This is a genomic window from Pantoea sp. NPDC088449, assembly GCF_044753225.1.
GTDB lineage: Bacteria > Pseudomonadota > Gammaproteobacteria > Enterobacterales > Enterobacteriaceae > Pantoea > Pantoea floridensis.
Window position 1 is genome coordinate 90,542 of sequence record NZ_JBIVMT010000006.1, and the last position, 15,467, is coordinate 106,008.

At 53.5% G+C, this 15,467-nt stretch carries 15 protein-coding genes and 1 pseudogene; 11 read left to right on the top strand and 5 right to left on the bottom strand.

The window, feature by feature from the left end:
• Positions 1-4: 4 nt before the first annotated feature.
• On the top strand, positions 5-754 hold the full coding sequence (rsmJ, locus tag ACIP6T_RS21625; RefSeq protein WP_097095740.1) for a 16S rRNA (guanine(1516)-N(2))-methyltransferase RsmJ: 750 nt from the start codon (positions 5-7) through the stop codon (positions 752-754).
• Positions 755-948: 194 nt separating this feature from the next.
• On the opposite strand, the gene uspA is transcribed toward rsmJ, so the two are convergent.
• Positions 949-1,386: a universal stress protein UspA gene (uspA, locus tag ACIP6T_RS21630; protein ID WP_097095741.1), complete on the bottom strand. Its 438-nt coding sequence runs from the start codon at positions 1,384-1,386 to the stop codon at positions 949-951.
• A gap of 418 nt (positions 1,387-1,804) precedes the next feature.
• On the opposite strand from uspA, the gene uspB reads away from it, so the two are divergent.
• On the top strand, positions 1,805-2,140 hold the full coding sequence (uspB, locus tag ACIP6T_RS21635; RefSeq protein WP_008108136.1) for a universal stress protein UspB: 336 nt from the start codon (positions 1,805-1,807) through the stop codon (positions 2,138-2,140).
• Between the two features lie 167 nt (positions 2,141-2,307).
• Here the strand turns inward: uspB and pitA are convergent, their stop codons facing one another.
• Positions 2,308-3,807: an inorganic phosphate transporter PitA gene (gene pitA / locus ACIP6T_RS21640; protein ID WP_141400270.1), complete on the bottom strand. Its 1,500-nt coding sequence runs from the start codon at positions 3,805-3,807 to the stop codon at positions 2,308-2,310.
• Between the two features lie 241 nt (positions 3,808-4,048).
• On the opposite strand from pitA, the gene ACIP6T_RS21645 reads away from it, so the two are divergent.
• Both ACIP6T_RS21645 and ACIP6T_RS21650 read left to right on the top strand, forming a co-directional pair.
• Positions 4,049-5,233, top strand: coding sequence for an NAD(P)/FAD-dependent oxidoreductase (locus tag ACIP6T_RS21645; RefSeq protein ID WP_400458839.1), 1,185 nt, complete (start codon positions 4,049-4,051; stop codon positions 5,231-5,233).
• A gap of 74 nt (positions 5,234-5,307) precedes the next feature.
• A complete protein-coding gene (locus ACIP6T_RS21650) occupies positions 5,308-5,655 on the top strand; it encodes a hypothetical protein (RefSeq protein WP_400458841.1) in 348 nt (115 codons plus the stop codon).
• Here the strand turns inward: ACIP6T_RS21650 and ACIP6T_RS21655 are convergent, their stop codons facing one another.
• A complete protein-coding gene (locus tag ACIP6T_RS21655; protein WP_400458843.1) occupies positions 5,656-6,351 on the bottom strand; it encodes a cysteine hydrolase family protein in 696 nt (231 codons plus the stop codon).
• 100 nt (positions 6,352-6,451) lie between these two features.
• Here ACIP6T_RS21655 and ACIP6T_RS21660 point away from each other — a divergent pair, with 100 nt between their 5' ends.
• From ACIP6T_RS21660 to yfaU, 6 genes and pseudogenes are all read left to right on the top strand, one after another.
• Complete coding sequence (locus ACIP6T_RS21660; protein ID WP_400458845.1) at positions 6,452-7,453, top strand: GlxA family transcriptional regulator; 1,002 nt, start codon at positions 6,452-6,454, stop codon at positions 7,451-7,453.
• 163 nt (positions 7,454-7,616) lie between these two features.
• Positions 7,617-8,087, top strand: a complete 471-nt coding sequence (locus tag ACIP6T_RS21665) for a DUF1640 domain-containing protein (protein WP_400458847.1) — start codon at positions 7,617-7,619, stop codon at positions 8,085-8,087.
• A gap of 178 nt (positions 8,088-8,265) precedes the next feature.
• A complete protein-coding gene (locus ACIP6T_RS21670) occupies positions 8,266-9,048 on the top strand; it encodes an IclR family transcriptional regulator (RefSeq protein ID WP_400458849.1) in 783 nt (260 codons plus the stop codon).
• 13 nt (positions 9,049-9,061) lie between these two features.
• The gene (gene rhmD / locus ACIP6T_RS21675; protein ID WP_345827879.1) at positions 9,062-10,264 is read left to right on the top strand and encodes an L-rhamnonate dehydratase; all 1,203 of its coding nucleotides are present in this window, start codon (positions 9,062-9,064) and stop codon (positions 10,262-10,264) included.
• Between the two features lie 49 nt (positions 10,265-10,313).
• Positions 10,314-11,600, top strand: a pseudogene (locus ACIP6T_RS21680) (MFS transporter).
• Positions 11,601-11,613: 13 nt separating this feature from the next.
• The gene (gene yfaU / locus ACIP6T_RS21685; protein ID WP_400458851.1) at positions 11,614-12,414 is read left to right on the top strand and encodes a 2-keto-3-deoxy-L-rhamnonate aldolase; all 801 of its coding nucleotides are present in this window, start codon (positions 11,614-11,616) and stop codon (positions 12,412-12,414) included.
• A 105-nt stretch (positions 12,415-12,519) separates the two neighbouring features.
• Here yfaU and ACIP6T_RS21690 read toward each other — a convergent pair whose 3' ends face one another.
• Entirely contained in the window at positions 12,520-13,014 is a 495-nt protein-coding gene (locus ACIP6T_RS21690) for a helix-turn-helix domain-containing protein (protein WP_097095751.1), read from the bottom strand.
• 315 nt (positions 13,015-13,329) lie between these two features.
• On the opposite strand from ACIP6T_RS21690, the gene ACIP6T_RS21695 reads away from it, so the two are divergent.
• A complete protein-coding gene (locus tag ACIP6T_RS21695; RefSeq protein ID WP_400458854.1) occupies positions 13,330-14,352 on the top strand; it encodes an alpha/beta fold hydrolase in 1,023 nt (340 codons plus the stop codon).
• A 45-nt stretch (positions 14,353-14,397) separates the two neighbouring features.
• On the opposite strand, the gene ACIP6T_RS21700 is transcribed toward ACIP6T_RS21695, so the two are convergent.
• Entirely contained in the window at positions 14,398-15,372 is a 975-nt protein-coding gene (locus tag ACIP6T_RS21700) for a diguanylate cyclase domain-containing protein (protein ID WP_400458856.1), read from the bottom strand.
• Positions 15,373-15,467: the final 95 nt, after the last annotated feature.

The window sequence follows — 15,467 nt, forward strand, 5'->3', positions numbered from 1 at the left end:
GCTTGTGAAAATTGGTTTAATCGATGAAACAGGCGCCGGAGACGGCGCCTTATTACATTTGGCGCAGCGCTGGGGTTTGCAATCAGACCAACAGGCAACGATGGCGCTGGTTTTAACGTCTGAGCACCTTGAGCTGCGTAAGCTGGATGAGCCGAAACTGGGCGGCATCTTTGTCGATTTCGTGTCAGGTGCCATGGCGCATCGGCGCAAGTTTGGTGGCGGTCGTGGCGAAGCGGTAGCGAAAGCGGTGGGCATCAAAAGTGGCTATCTGCCTGATGTGATTGATGCAACCGCAGGTTTAGGACGCGATGCCTTTGTGCTGGCGTCGCTCGGCTGTCGTGTGCGCATGCTCGAGCGGCATCCGGTGGTAGCGGCGTTGCTGGAGGATGGATTGCGCCGTGGCTATGAGGATGCGGAAATCGGCGGCTGGCTGCGTGAGCGGCTCACGCTACTGCACGTAGTGAGCCAGCAGGCGCTCAGTGATATCACGCCTGCACCGGATGTAGTGTATCTCGATCCGATGTATCCGCATCGGCAGAAAAGCGCGATGGTGAAGAAAGAGATGCGCGTGTTTCAGTCGCTGGTGGGGCCCGATGAAGATGCCGATGCGCTGCTGGAACCGGCGCGGCAGCTGGCGAAGAAACGCATTGTGGTGAAACGTCCGGACTACGCGCCACCGTTAGCGGGTGTGGTGACGCAAGATGCGGTGGTGACCAAAAGCCATCGTTTTGATATTTATCCGCCGCTGGTGTAGATCGTGCGGTATTGAAAAAGGTCGGCATGAATGCCGTAATGCTCGTCAGTCAAGCATGAATCGGTCACCATGAATGGTGACCCTACGTGGATATCGCCGGGTTTTCGTAGGGTGCGCATTCATGCGCACCTGCATAAACAGGCATTTTTTTGCTTAAGTGAGCGGCATTACGGCATGAATGCCGACCCTACGGTTTACTCTTCGTCTTCATCGCGCAGCGGCACGATCAACATGTCGATATGCACGGTATTAATCAACTGGCGCGCTGATGACATCAGTTTGCTCCAGAAGTCCTGATGGTGACCACACACCACCAAATCCACATCATATTTCTTAATCGCGTCCACCAGCACCTGGCCAAGATCGCCGCTGCCGCTCAGCGTTTCACTGATCGGATAGCCGGCATTGATCGAAAGCGCTTTCAGTGCGGTGTGCGTCTCTTCAGAGATGCGTTTTTGCATGTCGCCCAGGTTAACGTCAATCAGCCCGGTGTACAGGTCAGAATAGTTAACATCAACGTGGATCAGCGAGATTTTCGCATCGTAAGGGCGGGCCAGCGAAACGGCTTTATCGACTAACAACTGGCTTTCCGGGGAAAGGTCTACTGCAATCAGGATGTGTTTATAAGCCATGATAAAACTCCTTCTCAAGATTTGGGGGCGATCTTCCTGCTTTCACGGTAGGCGATGTCCTTTGCGCCAAACGGCGATGAAGCGCCACCAACCATAGTTTCAGCCTTGCAGGCGGTTCTTGTTATGCCCTGAGTATAGCCAGAGTTGTTAACAAATGCTGCAAGCGAAAGTTCGCTTGTGAGGAAGATCAAGCGTTATCGGGTTTTTCACTCGCACTGAACGAAAATCATCGCTGGAAAAAAATTGAACAGATCTCCTACACTGAAAATAAGTGCCACAGCGGTATGCGTTGCGCACTCAGGTTCGCATAACAACAATGCAATCGGAATCATTCAGTGGCTGGTTTATTTCCCGTGCGGCGTCTACAGCAATTCCCCGCTGCGTTTGACGTCGTTGCGGCTCCAGCCGGGAGGGGAACATGATCAGCACTATCGCGCTTTTTTGGGCTCTGTGTGTGGTTTGTCTGGTGAATATGGCGCGCTACTTCTCTTCTTTGCGCTCACTATTGGCCGTTTTGCGCGGTTGCGATCCGCTGTTATATCAATATGTGGATGGCGCGGGTTTCTTTACTTCACACGGTCAGCCGAGCAAGCAGGTGCGGCTGGTGCGCTATATCTGGGAAAAGCGCTATCACGATCATCATGACGACGAATTTATTCGCCGCTGCGAACGCGTGCGCGGGCAGTTCGTGCTGACCAGCGGGCTCTGTTTTTTGGTGGTTGTCAGCCTGATTGCGATGGCAATCTGGCAATAAATAACGGCAATAAAAAAGGGCGACATTGCTGTCGCCCCCATACCCGTCATACTTCGAGTTGCAGCTGCGTTAGCTGCGTGTGTTCACCCCAGTCACTTACTTCAGTAAGCTCCTGGGGATTCACCCACTTGCTGCCTTCCTGCAATTCGAATTATTTAGGGTATCCATCAAATTAATTTCAGTGCAATCCAGTAAAGCGAACCCGACAGCAAAATACACACCGGCAGCGTGAATACCCACGCCATGGCGATATTTTTGATGGTGCGACTCTGCAATCCACCGCCATCGACCAGCATGGTACCGGCCACCGACGACGACAGAATGTGCGTGGTGGAAACCGGCATACCGGTGTAACTGGCCACGCCAATCGACAGCGCGGCCGTCACCTGCGCTGACATGCCCTGCGCATAGGTCATGCCTTTCTTACCGATTTTCTCACCGATAGTGGTAGCCACGCGACGCCAGCCAATCATGGTACCGATGCCCAGTGCCAGTGCAACGGCAACAATAATCCAGATAGGCGCATACTCAATGGTGCCCAGCAAATCGCCTTTCAGCTTGTTGAGGAAGCGCTTATCGTCGGCGCTGGTTTCCGGCAGCTTGGCGACTTTATCTACGGTGTCTGAAACGCACAGCAACAGACGACGCATTTGACCACGTTGATCAACCGACAGCTGATCGTAGCTCTGCAAGTTATTCAGCAGCAGCTGCGCACGATCGATGGCCTGCAACGCGCGGCTGCTATCGCAATGAAACTCCTGCGGGCCGCCGACTGACTCTTCCGGCGTTGGCACAACAGGCGGTGCAAGCTGCACCATATGCGCCAGCGAGTCGTTATGTTGCTGATAATACTGTTCCAGATGGTTTACCGCGTCGCGCGTGCGCGTGATGTCATAACCTGATGCATTCAGATTCACCACAAAGCCCGCCGGCGCCACGCCGATCAGCACCAGCATAATTAGACCAATGCCTTTCTGCCCATCATTCGCGCCGTGTGAGTAGCTCACGCCAATCGCTGAAACGATAAGAGCAATGCGCGTCCAGAACGGTGGCTTTTTCTTGCCATCAATTTTTTCACGATCGGCGGGTGTCATGTGGATGCGCGAACGCTTAGTGGTTCCGCTCCAGTAACGACGCAGCAGGAAAATCAGGCTGCCAGCAATCACCAAACCGACAATCGGCGAAAGAATCAGGGACAGGAAGATATTGATGACTTTCGGCAGGTTGAGTGCATCAACCACCGAGGTGCCGGTCATCAGGGCGTTGGTGAGCCCAATACCGATGATAGCGCCAATCAATGTGTGAGAACTGGACGCCGGCAAACCTAAATACCAGGTGCCAAGGTTCCAGATAATCGCGGCGAGCAGCATGGAGAAGACCATGGCGAGGCCGTGGGCCGAACCGACATTCAACAGCAAATCGGTCGGAAGCATGTGAACGATGGCATAAGCCACGCTCAATCCACCAAGCAAAACACCTAAAAAGTTGAAAACGCCAGCCATGACAACCGCCAGTTGCGCCCGCATCGCACGGGTGTAAATGACAGTCGCAACCGCGTTAGCAGTGTCGTGAAAACCGTTGATTGCTTCGTAAAACAATACAAACAGCAGAGCAAGAATCAGTAACAGGCTGGTACTGAGGTCGAGACCAGCAAACAGATGTAGCATAAACGTTACGCCATTTTGGGAGGACATGAACGCGGCGCATTATCTGCGACAACGTGCGCGATATGAAAGAAAAATATAGCTCTTTATTGTCTTAAATTTGTCATCCACCCTAAAAATTAAGGTGAAACCATCTATAAATTAGCGAGTTACATTATGACACATTTACGGCATTTTTTTGACCCTAGCGCTGAAAGCCACAGATCTCTACAATCAGCGCCTTTCAGGCAAGGCGGATAAAGCAGTGGAAAAGTTTGACGTTATCATTATTGGTGCAGGCGCAGCCGGCATGTTCTGCGCGGCGCAGGCAGGGCAATTGGGCCGTCGCGTGCTGCTGCTGGATAACGGCAAGAAAGCGGGGCGCAAAATTTTGATGTCGGGCGGTGGCCGCTGCAACTTCACCAACATGCACACTGAGCCGGCGGCGTACCTGTCGCACAATCCCCACTTCTGCAAATCGGCGCTGGCGCGTTATACCCAGTGGGATTTCATCGATCTGGTCAATCGCCATGGCATTGCCTATCACGAGAAAACCCTCGGCCAGTTGTTCTGCGATGATTCGGCGCAGCAGATTGTCGATCTCTTGCTGAAAGAGTGTGAAGCCGGGCAGGTGAGCGTGCGCTTACGCAGTGAAGTGTTGAGCGTGGAGCGCGATGACAACGGCTACACTTTGCAGCTTAACGGCGCGGCGGTGCAGGCTGAAAAACTGGTGATTGCCAGCGGTGGACTCTCGATGCCGGGCTTGGGTGCCACACCGTTCGGCTACAAAGTCGCCGAGCAGTTCGGCCTGAAAGTGTTCCCCACGCGTGCGGCGCTGGTGCCTTTCACGCTGCATAAACCCTTGCTGGAGCAGCTTAATACCCTTTCCGGCGTGGCATTGCCCACGACCATTACGGCGCAGGACGGCACCTTATTTAAAGAAGCGATGCTGTTTACCCATCGCGGTTTGTCGGGCCCGGCCGTGTTGCAAATTTCCAGTTACTGGCAGCCTGGCGAATTCGTCACCATTGATTTGTCACCGGCCACCTCGCTGGATGATTTTATTCATGTGCAGCGCGAGGCTCATCCTAATCTCAGCCTGAAAAACAGCCTGGCGAAGATTCTGCCAAAACGGCTGGTGGAAGTGCTGCAGGAACTCAAGCAGATTCCCGACGTCACGCTGAAACAGCTGAATAGCAAGCAGCAGAGCGAGCTGGTTAACACATTGCATCATTGGCGCGTGCAGCCGAACGGCACCGAAGGCTACCGTACCGCTGAAGTGACGCTGGGCGGCGTGGATACCACACAGCTATCGTCAAAAACCATGGAAGCACGCGATGTGCCGGGGCTGTTCTTTATTGGTGAAGTGGTGGATGTCACCGGCTGGCTGGGCGGCTATAACTTCCAGTGGGCGTGGAGCTCGGCTTGGGCGTGCGCGCAGGCGCTTTAATGCGTGCTGAATAGGCCGCACGCACGCAATCTGCTACTATCGCGCGCTTTACTCTTCAGCGGGTGATGCCCTTCATGTTAAAAATCAAATTTCTTCTGCCGTTGCTCATTGTTATCAGCGCCACTGTCTGGTGGCTGATGCCGCACTACAGTGACGAAGATAAAGGCTACTACATCGCCATGTTCTGTACGCTGACGCACGACGGGCGCGGGAATACGCCGAAGGATATGCAGCAAATTATCGAAGGTAGCAATTCCGATTACGCGTTGCAGAAGATTCACTTCCAGGCGGGGTTGGCCGAACATCTGCAAACCATTTGGCAGGATTTGTCGCCAGAACAGCAGCAGCAGGCGCGGCAGGAAAGCCTGTCCTGCCGCCGTTTATTATCAGAGAAACTGTTACCGGGCCAGCCGGTGCAGTAATTAGTTTACCGGCAGCGCGAGAACCTGGTCAGTGGTTTTAATCTCCGCGAACACATCGGCAACACCCGCCAGTGCCGCCTGCTGCAACACATTATGATCGACCACCTTGTTATCCCAGGTCGCCAGATCGCGTGTGGCCGTGGCATCTTCCGGAATGATGACCGCGTAGCCGAGCGGCACCGCATCACGCGCGGTGGATGAGACGCACATATGGGTCATCAGGCCGGTAACGATCAGCTGCTTGATACCCAGTGCATCCATCTGTTGCTGTAGATCGGTGCCAACAAATGAACTTGGTGTGGCTTTGCCGATCACGCGGTCTTCTTTGCCCGGCTGCAAATCTTTATGGAACTCAGCGAAACGGCTGCCTTTCGCAAACAGCGGGCCATCGGCTTCCCCTAAATGCTGGACGAAGAACACCGGCATATTGTTTTTGTGAGCGAACACGACGATGCGTTTGCTGTTTTGCAATGCCTTCATACCATCAGGTATCGGCATTTTCCCGCCTGGAAAATATTCGTTCTGGATATCAATGACGATCACCGCCGTCTGCTTTGCAATGAGCGCCGTTGTCGCCGTGGCACCGCTCATGGTGCGAATCGTCGGGGCTTTACTTGCCTGACGTTCGTCAGCAAATACATTGCCGGAAATCGCCATGGCCAGTGCTAAAGTTCCTGAAGCTAAAATATTTTTCATGAGTAATAATCCTGTAATGATGTCGTGGTTAGAGAAGACTCGTGCAGCTTCCGATGGGGTGCAGTATGGCGATTTCGTCGTGAGTGAAGGAGTACATTGGATGACAAATAGCGTTCAATTTGCGCCAAAAACGCCAGGCGCGGCATCGCCGATTAAGGTGGGCATCGTGGTGTTCGACGACATCATCCCTTTCCATCTTTCTGTGCCCTGCGCGGTCTTTGAGAAAGCGGAACAGGACGATGGCTCGCTTTGCTATCAATTGATGATCTGCGCTACGCATCCCGGTCCGTTAAAAACCAACAGCGGTTTTTCGATTGTTGCCGAACATGGACTCGCACAACTCGCCGATGTCGATATGGTGGTGGTGCCGAGCTGGAGCGATCCGGCGGTCCAACCTCCTCCAGCATTACTGCAGGCTTTACAACAGGCCGCGCAGCGGGGCGCGCAAGTGGTTGGCCTGTGTCTTGGCGCCTTTGTGCTTGGTGCCGCTGGTTTGCTCAGTCAGCGTCGCGCTACCACGCATTGGCGCTGGATGGCGGATTTCGAACGCCGCTATCCCGACGTGGCGATTGACCGCGACGTGCTCTATATCGACGAAGGGCAGATTGTGACGTCGGCAGGTACCGCGGCGAGTATTGATTGCTGTCTGCATTTAGTGCGCGAGCAGTGCGGCGTCGATGTGGCCAATAGCGTCGCACGTATGCTGGTGGTGCCGCCGCATCGGCAGGGCGGACAGGCGCAGTATATTGAGCAGCCGGTGTATCACTCCGCGGGCAACGATCGCTTTATGTCAGCGCTGAGTTGGGCAACGGAAAACCTGCAGCAGGCGCTAACGCTCGAGCAGCTGGCAGAGAAAGCGCTGATGAGCCGCCGCAGTTTTACCCGCCGCTTCAACCAAACCACCGGCGGCTGTTTTAGCGCTTGGTTAGTGAATCAACGCCTGGCCCTGGCACAGCGTTTTCTGGAGAAAACCGATCAACCGGTGGAGTTGATTGCTGAAAAAGCCGGATTCTCCTCACCGCTGATGCTGCGCCGTCATTTTAAGAAGCAGCTGAATACCTCCCCACTACAATATCGCAAAACCTTTCGCGGCAGATCCTGATGAACATTTTGCGAGCTCTCTCGCATCCCATTGCACGTTACTTGTTGTACTAATTGATATTTTTCGCGGTTCAGCGCAAAATATAAACAGTCACATGGTGCAATAATTGCTCGCTGGGCATGATGTCTGACAGACGCGTCACATCAACTCAGGAGCTTCACGGATGACACTCGCGATGATGAATACTCATAAAGCTTTTAAAGCGTTGCAGCTGGCTGGCGTCAGCGATCAACAAGCCGAAGCGATGGTTGAAATCTTTACTGAAATGCAGCAGGACAATGCGCTGTCACGTGCGGATTTGATGAAGGTTGGAGAGGAAACGACGAGGAGAATTAAAGAGCTGGACCTTCGGCTGAGTGCAGCAATTAAAGAACTGGATGATCGGCTGAGTAAAGCCATCAAAGAGCTGGATCATCGATTGAGCGGTGCAATACAGGAGCTGAACACGCGCCTGTTCGCAGTTGAAACGCGGCTCAACGCGATGGAAAAAGATATTGGTGAACTTAAAGCTGATGTCAAACAACTGAAAGCCGACGTCTCTGCATTAAAAACCGACATGCGCTGGATCAAACGCTTACTGATGATAATGGCCACCACCATGGTGATCGCGGCAGTTAAATACATCTTCTCGTAAATTTTCGCGCGCTGGGGTGTTAAGTACAGTCGGCTGTACTCGCAGCGCGGCGCGATTCACATTCCCGCACTCGCACGGCCTGCATACCTTCTCTACACCCGGTAATTTGATGCGGCGCACACTTATGGCCGCCTAAAACCACAACACTGCCCTCCAGATAATCAGACTGGAGTCCAGCATGTTGGAAGTTACGCCTGTTCCCGCCCTGACGCGCGCTATTGCCATTCTCAACTTTATTGCGCAGCACGGACCGTGTAGCGCCGCTGAGATTATAGAAACGCTGGCACTGCCTAAAAGCAGTGCCTATCTGCTGTTCGCCGAACTGAAGAAACAGCGTCTGATCACTGTCGATCGCAACAACAACTACTGCCTGTGGACGCGACTGGTGGAGCTGGCAGGACACGCTCTGCACAACATGGATATTCGCGATATCGCGCGTCCACGCCTCACCCGACTGATGCAGCAAACCAATCTGCTGTGCCACCTCGGCATCCTCGAAGGCGGCCATGCCTGTTACATCCTCAAGCTCGAATCGGCTGCCACCATCAGCGTGCGATCGCACGAAGGTAAAAGTCTGTCGCTCTATCGCTCGGGCATTGGTAAATGCCTGCTCGCCTGGCAACGCCCCGAAGAGCAGGAACGCATCATTAACGACATACGTTTTGTTGCCGTGACGCCAACGTCACTCCGCAACGCCGACGCTTTGCGCACTGAGCTGGCACGTATACGCCGTCAGGGCTGGAGCTTCGATAACGGTGAAGATTATCCCGATGTGCGCTGCGTGGCGGCGCCGATTTTCAATGCCCGCGAGCAGTTGGTCGCCGCCATTTCACTGGTAGGCACCCGCCTCGACATTGATGACGACAAGCGCGATTACCTTGCAGGCCAGGCGATTGCCTGCGCCCGCGATATTTCACGACTGCTGGGCTGGCGAAGCCCAACCGAAAAACAAGCCTCGTAACCAGGAGAAGAACATGTCCCTACCCAAGATTAAAACCGTTCGCGCCTACTTTGCGGGTGGCGCTACCGCCGATAAAGCCGCTGCCGGCGGCGATTATCACGATCAAGGTGCCAACCACTGGATTGACGACCATGTCGCCACGCCAATGAGCAAATATAAACAGTACGAGCAGTCACGGCAGTCTTTCGGTATCAACGTGTTGGGCACGCTGATTGTTGAAGTCGAGGCCGATAACGGCCAAACCGGTTTTGCCATTACTACCGGCGGCGAAATGGGCTGCTTTATCGTTGAAAAGCATCTGAACCGCTTCCTGGAAGGGCGCTGCGTTAGCGATATCAAACTGATTCATGACCAGATGATGAATGCCACTATGTATTACGCTGGATCGGGTGGCCTGGTAATGAACACCATTTCGTGTGTTGATTTGGCGCTATGGGATTTGTTCGGCAAAGTCACCGATCTGCCGGTTTACAAACTGCTGGGCGGCGCGGTGCGTGATGAGCTGCAATTCTACGCCACCGGAGCACGTCCGGATCTGGCGCAGAAGATGGGCTTTATCGGCGGCAAAATGGCGGTGCAGTGGGGCCCGCACGATGGCGACGAGGGGATTCGTAAAGAGGTGGCGCGCATTGCCCACTATCGTGAGGCCTGCGGCGCGGATTTCTGGCTAATGCTCGATTGCTGGATGAGCCAGGACGTGAACTTCGCGACCAAACTGGCGCATGCGTGCGCGCCGTATAACGTGAAGTGGCTAGAAGAGTGCTTACCGCCGCAGCAGTTTGAAGGTTATGCCCAGCTGAAACAGCAAGCGCCGCACGGCATGTTGATCACCAGCGGCGAACACCACGGCACCTTGCAATCGTTTCGTACCCTGGCAGAAACCGGCATTGATATTTTGCAACCGGATGTCGGATGGTGTGGCGGCCTGACCACGCTGGTTGAGGTGGCGGCGCTGGCTAAATCACGCGGTCAATTGGTGGTGCCGCATGGCTCCTCGGTTTACTCGCATCACGCTGTCATTACCTTCACTAACAGCCCCTTCAGTGAATTCCTGATGACCAGCCCAGATTGCAGCACCCTGCGTCCGCAGTTCGATCCGTTGTTAATCAACGAACCGGTACCGGTAAAAGGCCGTATACATAAATCGGTACTGGATAAGCCGGGCTTCGGCGTGGAGCTTAATCGCGATGGTCTGAAACGTCCTTATCAACACTAATTGCACCGGCTGCGGTTAAAAGCCGCAGCCCTTTGTGAGGGCTTGCCCAATGGATAATCTGGTGCTTAGCGCGGTGAAGAAGAACCGCGCCCGTCTCATTCCCTTCATGTTAATGCTCTACGTGCTGGCGTTTCTCGATCGCGCCAATATCGGCTTTGCCAAAGAGGCTTATCAACTCGATACCGGCTTAAGCAATGAAGCCTTCGCTTTAGGGGCCGGGATTTTCTTCGTGGTGTATGCGCTGCTCGGCGTGCCGGCCAATTTGCTGATGCGACGTTTTGGTGCCCGCAGCTGGATTGGCGGAACCACGCTGTTGTGAGGATTTCTCTCGGCGGCGATGGCGTTTGCCGATACCGAAGCCAAATTTCTGCTGGTACGCACCTTGCTCGGTGCCGCGGAAGCAGGATTCTTTCCTGGCATGATCTATCTGACTTCGCTGTGGTTCCCACAACAGCAGCGTGCCAGCGTGATGGGCCTGTTTTATATGGGGGCGCCGCTGGCGCTGACGCTGGGATCGCCACTCTCGGGTGCGCTGCTGGAAATGCACGGCGTGCTGGGGCATCCGGGCTGGTTCTGGATGTTCATCATTGAAGGATTATTGGCGGTAGCCGCCGGTATTTTCACCTTTAGTTACATTGATGACACGCCAGCCAAAGCGCGCTTTCTCAGTGCTGATGAAAAGCAGGCGCTGCGGCGTCAGCTTGAAAATGAGGAGCAGCAAAAGCCCACCTCGCATCTGCGCGATGCGCTGCGTAATGGGCGTGTCTGGCAGCTGGCGATCATCTACATGACCATTCAGATTGCGGTGTATGGCCTGATCTTCTTCCTGCCTTCACAGGTCGCCGCGTTGCTAGGTACTAAAGTCGGGTTTCTCGCCTCGCTGGTGGCCGCAATTCCCTGGGTTGCGGCGCTGTTTGGTACCTGGTTAATTCCGCGTTATTCCGATCGCAGCGGTGAACGGCGTCGCATTGCCGCGTTCACTTTGCTGGCTGCGGCCGCGGGTATTGGTCTTTCCGGCTTAGTCTCGCCGTTATTGGCCATCGTTGCACTTAGCGTGGCGGCGGTGGGTTTCATTGCGGTACAGCCGGTGTTCTGGACCATGCCGACACAGCTGCTTTCCGGTACCGCGCTGGCGGCCGGCATCGGCTTCGTCAATTTGTTTGGTGCCATTGGCGGATTCCTTGCGCCGTTGATTCGCGTTAACGCAGAGATGCAATTCAACAGCAGCAGTGCCGGATTATTGGCGCTGGCGCTGATCGCCGCCGTCGGCTCAATAATTATTCTCAGCCTGAAAGTGGAACGTCAGTTGCCACAGTCTCAGCAGGCAAGCCATTGAATAAGGAGGAAGTATGCAGGATCCGTTAAAAAATCCCTTTAAAGCCGGGTTGGCCAAAGGCGAAACGCAGATAGGTTTGTGGCTTAGCAGCACATCGTCTTATCTGGCCGAAATTGCCGCGACCAGCGACTACGACTGGTTACTGATTGATGGCGAACATGCGCCTAATACCGTAAAGGATCTTTATCATCAGCTGCAGGCCATTGCGCCTTATCGCAGCCAGCCGGTGATTCGCCCGGTGGAATGCCAGACTGCGCTGATTAAGCAGGTATTGGATATTGGCGCCCGCACGCTGCTGGTGCCCATGATCGATACTGCCGAGCAGGCACGGGCGCTGGTCAAGGCGACGCGTTATCCACCTGATGGCACGCGTGGCGTAGGAGCAGGAGTGGCGCGTGCGGCTCGCTGGGGACGTGTGGAAAATTATATGGCGCGCGCCAATGACGAGCTGTGCTTGCTGATTCAAGCCGAGAGTAAAACCGCCATTGAAAATCTGGATGCTTTACTGGAAGTCGACGGGGTGGATGGCATATTTATCGGACCGGCGGATCTCTCCGCTTCATTGGGCTATCCCGATAATGCCAGTCATCCTGAGGTACAGAAGATTATTGAGCAAAGTATTAAACGCATCCGCAGCGCAGGAAAAGCCGCTGGCTTTCTGGCAGTGAATCCCGCCATGGCCGAACGTGCCATCAGTTGGGGAGCCAATTTTGTTGCGGTCGGCGTTGATACCATGCTTTACACCGAGGCGCTGGATAATCGGTTAGCCCATTTTAAAAATAGCTTAATCGCACCGAATAAATCGAACTACTAAATGAAAACGGATGGTGCGCCATCCGTTTTTTTGCTCGAATAATGCGTAACGTTGACGAATAAAGATAGAGGCATGCCAAAAAGCGTTAATAAATCCGGGAATGGTTTAATAGCGAATTGCACAGCTAATGCGAGGCGGGAATTTCTCATTACGCTTCACGGGAGTGAGGATCTCTTTGTTATTTTCCGTCGCATCAAATCCTTTCTGCCGACAGATTGCGCAGGGATCGCTACTTTCGCGCAGCGCTTGCTGTGCTTCGGCACCAAGCTGTCGTTTGCGGCAAGAAAGCGGCGTGCAGCCTAATACGTGTTTAAAAGATCGAGTGAATGATTGCTGACTTTCAAAATGGTATTTCACTGCCAGGCTGATTATCGGTGCATTGCTGTATTTCAAGTCATTGATACAGTGTGCAAGCTTCTTTTTGCGAATATAGCGAGCCAGCGTTTCATTGTGATAGCGCGCGAATATTTTCTGCAAATACCATTTGGAATAGCCAGATTTCAATGCGATATCATCGATACTTAAACGTTGATCCAGATTGGCCATAATCCATTCGGTCACCGAATCAATAACCCCTTCATTGTATTTTTGCTGTGTCATCATCATCCTCCATAAACACTTATAGAGTGTAATTTAATTAATCTTTCCAATCTGCAATTAATGTAAAGTTTTCTTATAATTTGGCTGTTTTATTATTTGTCATCAAGACCGGTCTTGTTTTTCGTGAAGCTAAACGTTTTTATGTTGTGGTGATGTTGAATAGATAATGTAATAACGGAGGTTATTATTAACTCAAATTCTGCATCGTCTGGTCATATTTAACAGTAAAGCCGATGGGTACTGCGGCACACTCCATCAATACTTAACCATGATTTACGTGCCAGACTGAAGGTTTTCACGTTAAGGAGTGGCAATATGGGGTTTCGTTTCAAGCCAAAACAGTCACTTGCCGTGGTGCTGGCATCGGCCGCGCTATGCGGGGCTGCCCCTGCTTTGGCCGCTAATGTGTATGGTGAACAGCTGGAAGGTTTTCGTTATCCCTATCCACTGCAGCACTTTACCTTCTCTTCGCAGCAGCAGACGCTGAGCATGGGTTACATGGACGTCAAGCCAACGCATCAGGCGAACGGTAAAACCGTGGTGCTCATGCACGGCAAGAACTTCTGCGGTGCAACCTGGGATGACACCATTAAAGCGCTGAGCCAGCAAGGCTACCGCGTCGTCGCGCCGGATCAGATAGGTTTCTGTAGCTCAACCAAACCGGCTAACTACCAATATACCTTCCAGCAATTAGCACAAAACACCCATCAACTGCTGCAGCAGCTCGGCATCAATAATGCCGTGATTGTTGGGCATTCCACTGGCGGCATGCTGGCAACCCGCTATGCGCTGATTTATCCGCAGCAAACGCAGAAACTGGTATTGGTTAACCCTATCGGTCTCGAGGATTGGAAAGCGAAGGGCGCACCGTGGCGCTCGGTGGATCAATGGTATCAGCGCGAACTCAAGCTGGATGCGGCGGGCATTAAGAAGTATGAGCAACAGACTTATTACAGCGGCCAATGGAAACCCGAGTATGACAAATGGGTCGATATGCTGGCTGGATTAAACAGTGGACCGGGCCATAACAAGGTGGCGTGGAACTCGGCACTACTTTACGACATGATTTTCACTCAGCCGGTTTATTACGAGTTTAAAGATCTTAACGTGCCGACCACATTGATGATTGGCACCGCCGATACCACGGCGATTGGTAGCGATATCGCGTCGCCAGAAGTGAAAGCTAAACTGGGGCATTACAATGTGCTGGGCAAGCAGGTGGCGAAGATGATCCCAGGCGCTCGCCTGATCGAATTCCCCGGCATGGGACACGCCCCACAAATGGAAGAGCCGCAGAAGTTTAATCAGACGTTGCTCGAGGATTTAGCACGCAAATAGTGGTCGGCACGCAACAAGCAGGTCGCTATCATGGCGACCTGCTTGTCACGAGCTGAACTTCTTTTTGCCGTTTTTAGCGGCATACATCCGCTCATCACTGCCTTCCAGCAGCTGTTCCAGCGATTGTGGCTGGTCGGGATCAAACTCGACAATGCCCGACGAGAAGTGCAGCGTGTAGCGGCGATCCAAATTCTGGGTTTGCTGCTGCAGGAAGCGATCAAAGCGCGCCAGCACCTGTTCCGCATCGGCTTGCTGTAAGCCGTTGAACAACACCACAAACTCATCGCCCCCTAAACGGGCAAAGATATCCGCATGGCGGAAGCTCACTTTCATGGCATCGGCGAAATCCATCAGCGCCCGATCGCCTTCGCGGTGGCCCAGCGTATCGTTGATAACTTTGAAACGGTCGAGGTCGAGGAAGGTGAGGCTCGCCGGTAATTGCTTCAGCTGGCACTCATTCAGCGCCAGTTGGCCCAGCGTCATAAAGCCGCGGCGATTAGTAATTTGCGTCAGTTCATCGGAGGTAGCGGTTTGAAAGGCCACTAATTCTGCTTCGGCCATGGCGGCCAAATCGCGCAGCGTATGGATATCGTCCGCATTAAACTGGCGAGCGTGGTGATCAATCAAACACAGCGTGCCGACTTTAGCGCCTGCTGGCGTACGTAGCGGACAACCGGCATAAAAGCGTATCGGGTTGTCGTCATCTTTTACCAGCGGGTTATCATGGAAGCGCTCATCTTCGAAAGGATTTTCTACAACCATTACATCATCTTGCAGAATAGCGTGGCCGCAGAACGAGGTACTACGTGGAGCCGTTGCTGCGCTCGTCCCGGCAATAGATTTGAACCATTGGTGGTCCTCTTCCAGCAGGCTGACAAGCGCTACCGGCACGCCAAACAGACGACGGGCAAGACGGGTTAAACGGTCGAAACGCTCTTCTGCCGGGGTATGCAGAATGTTGAGCGCACGTAACTGGGCCAAACGATGTGACTCGTCCGCAGGCAGTGCAGGTGCTTTCATCGCGTTACTCTTATTTAATTATGGAATGACGACAACACTGGTGTCTTGCCACACAGGCAGAAAGCGCCTGACAACGACTGCGATAATCGTTGCCA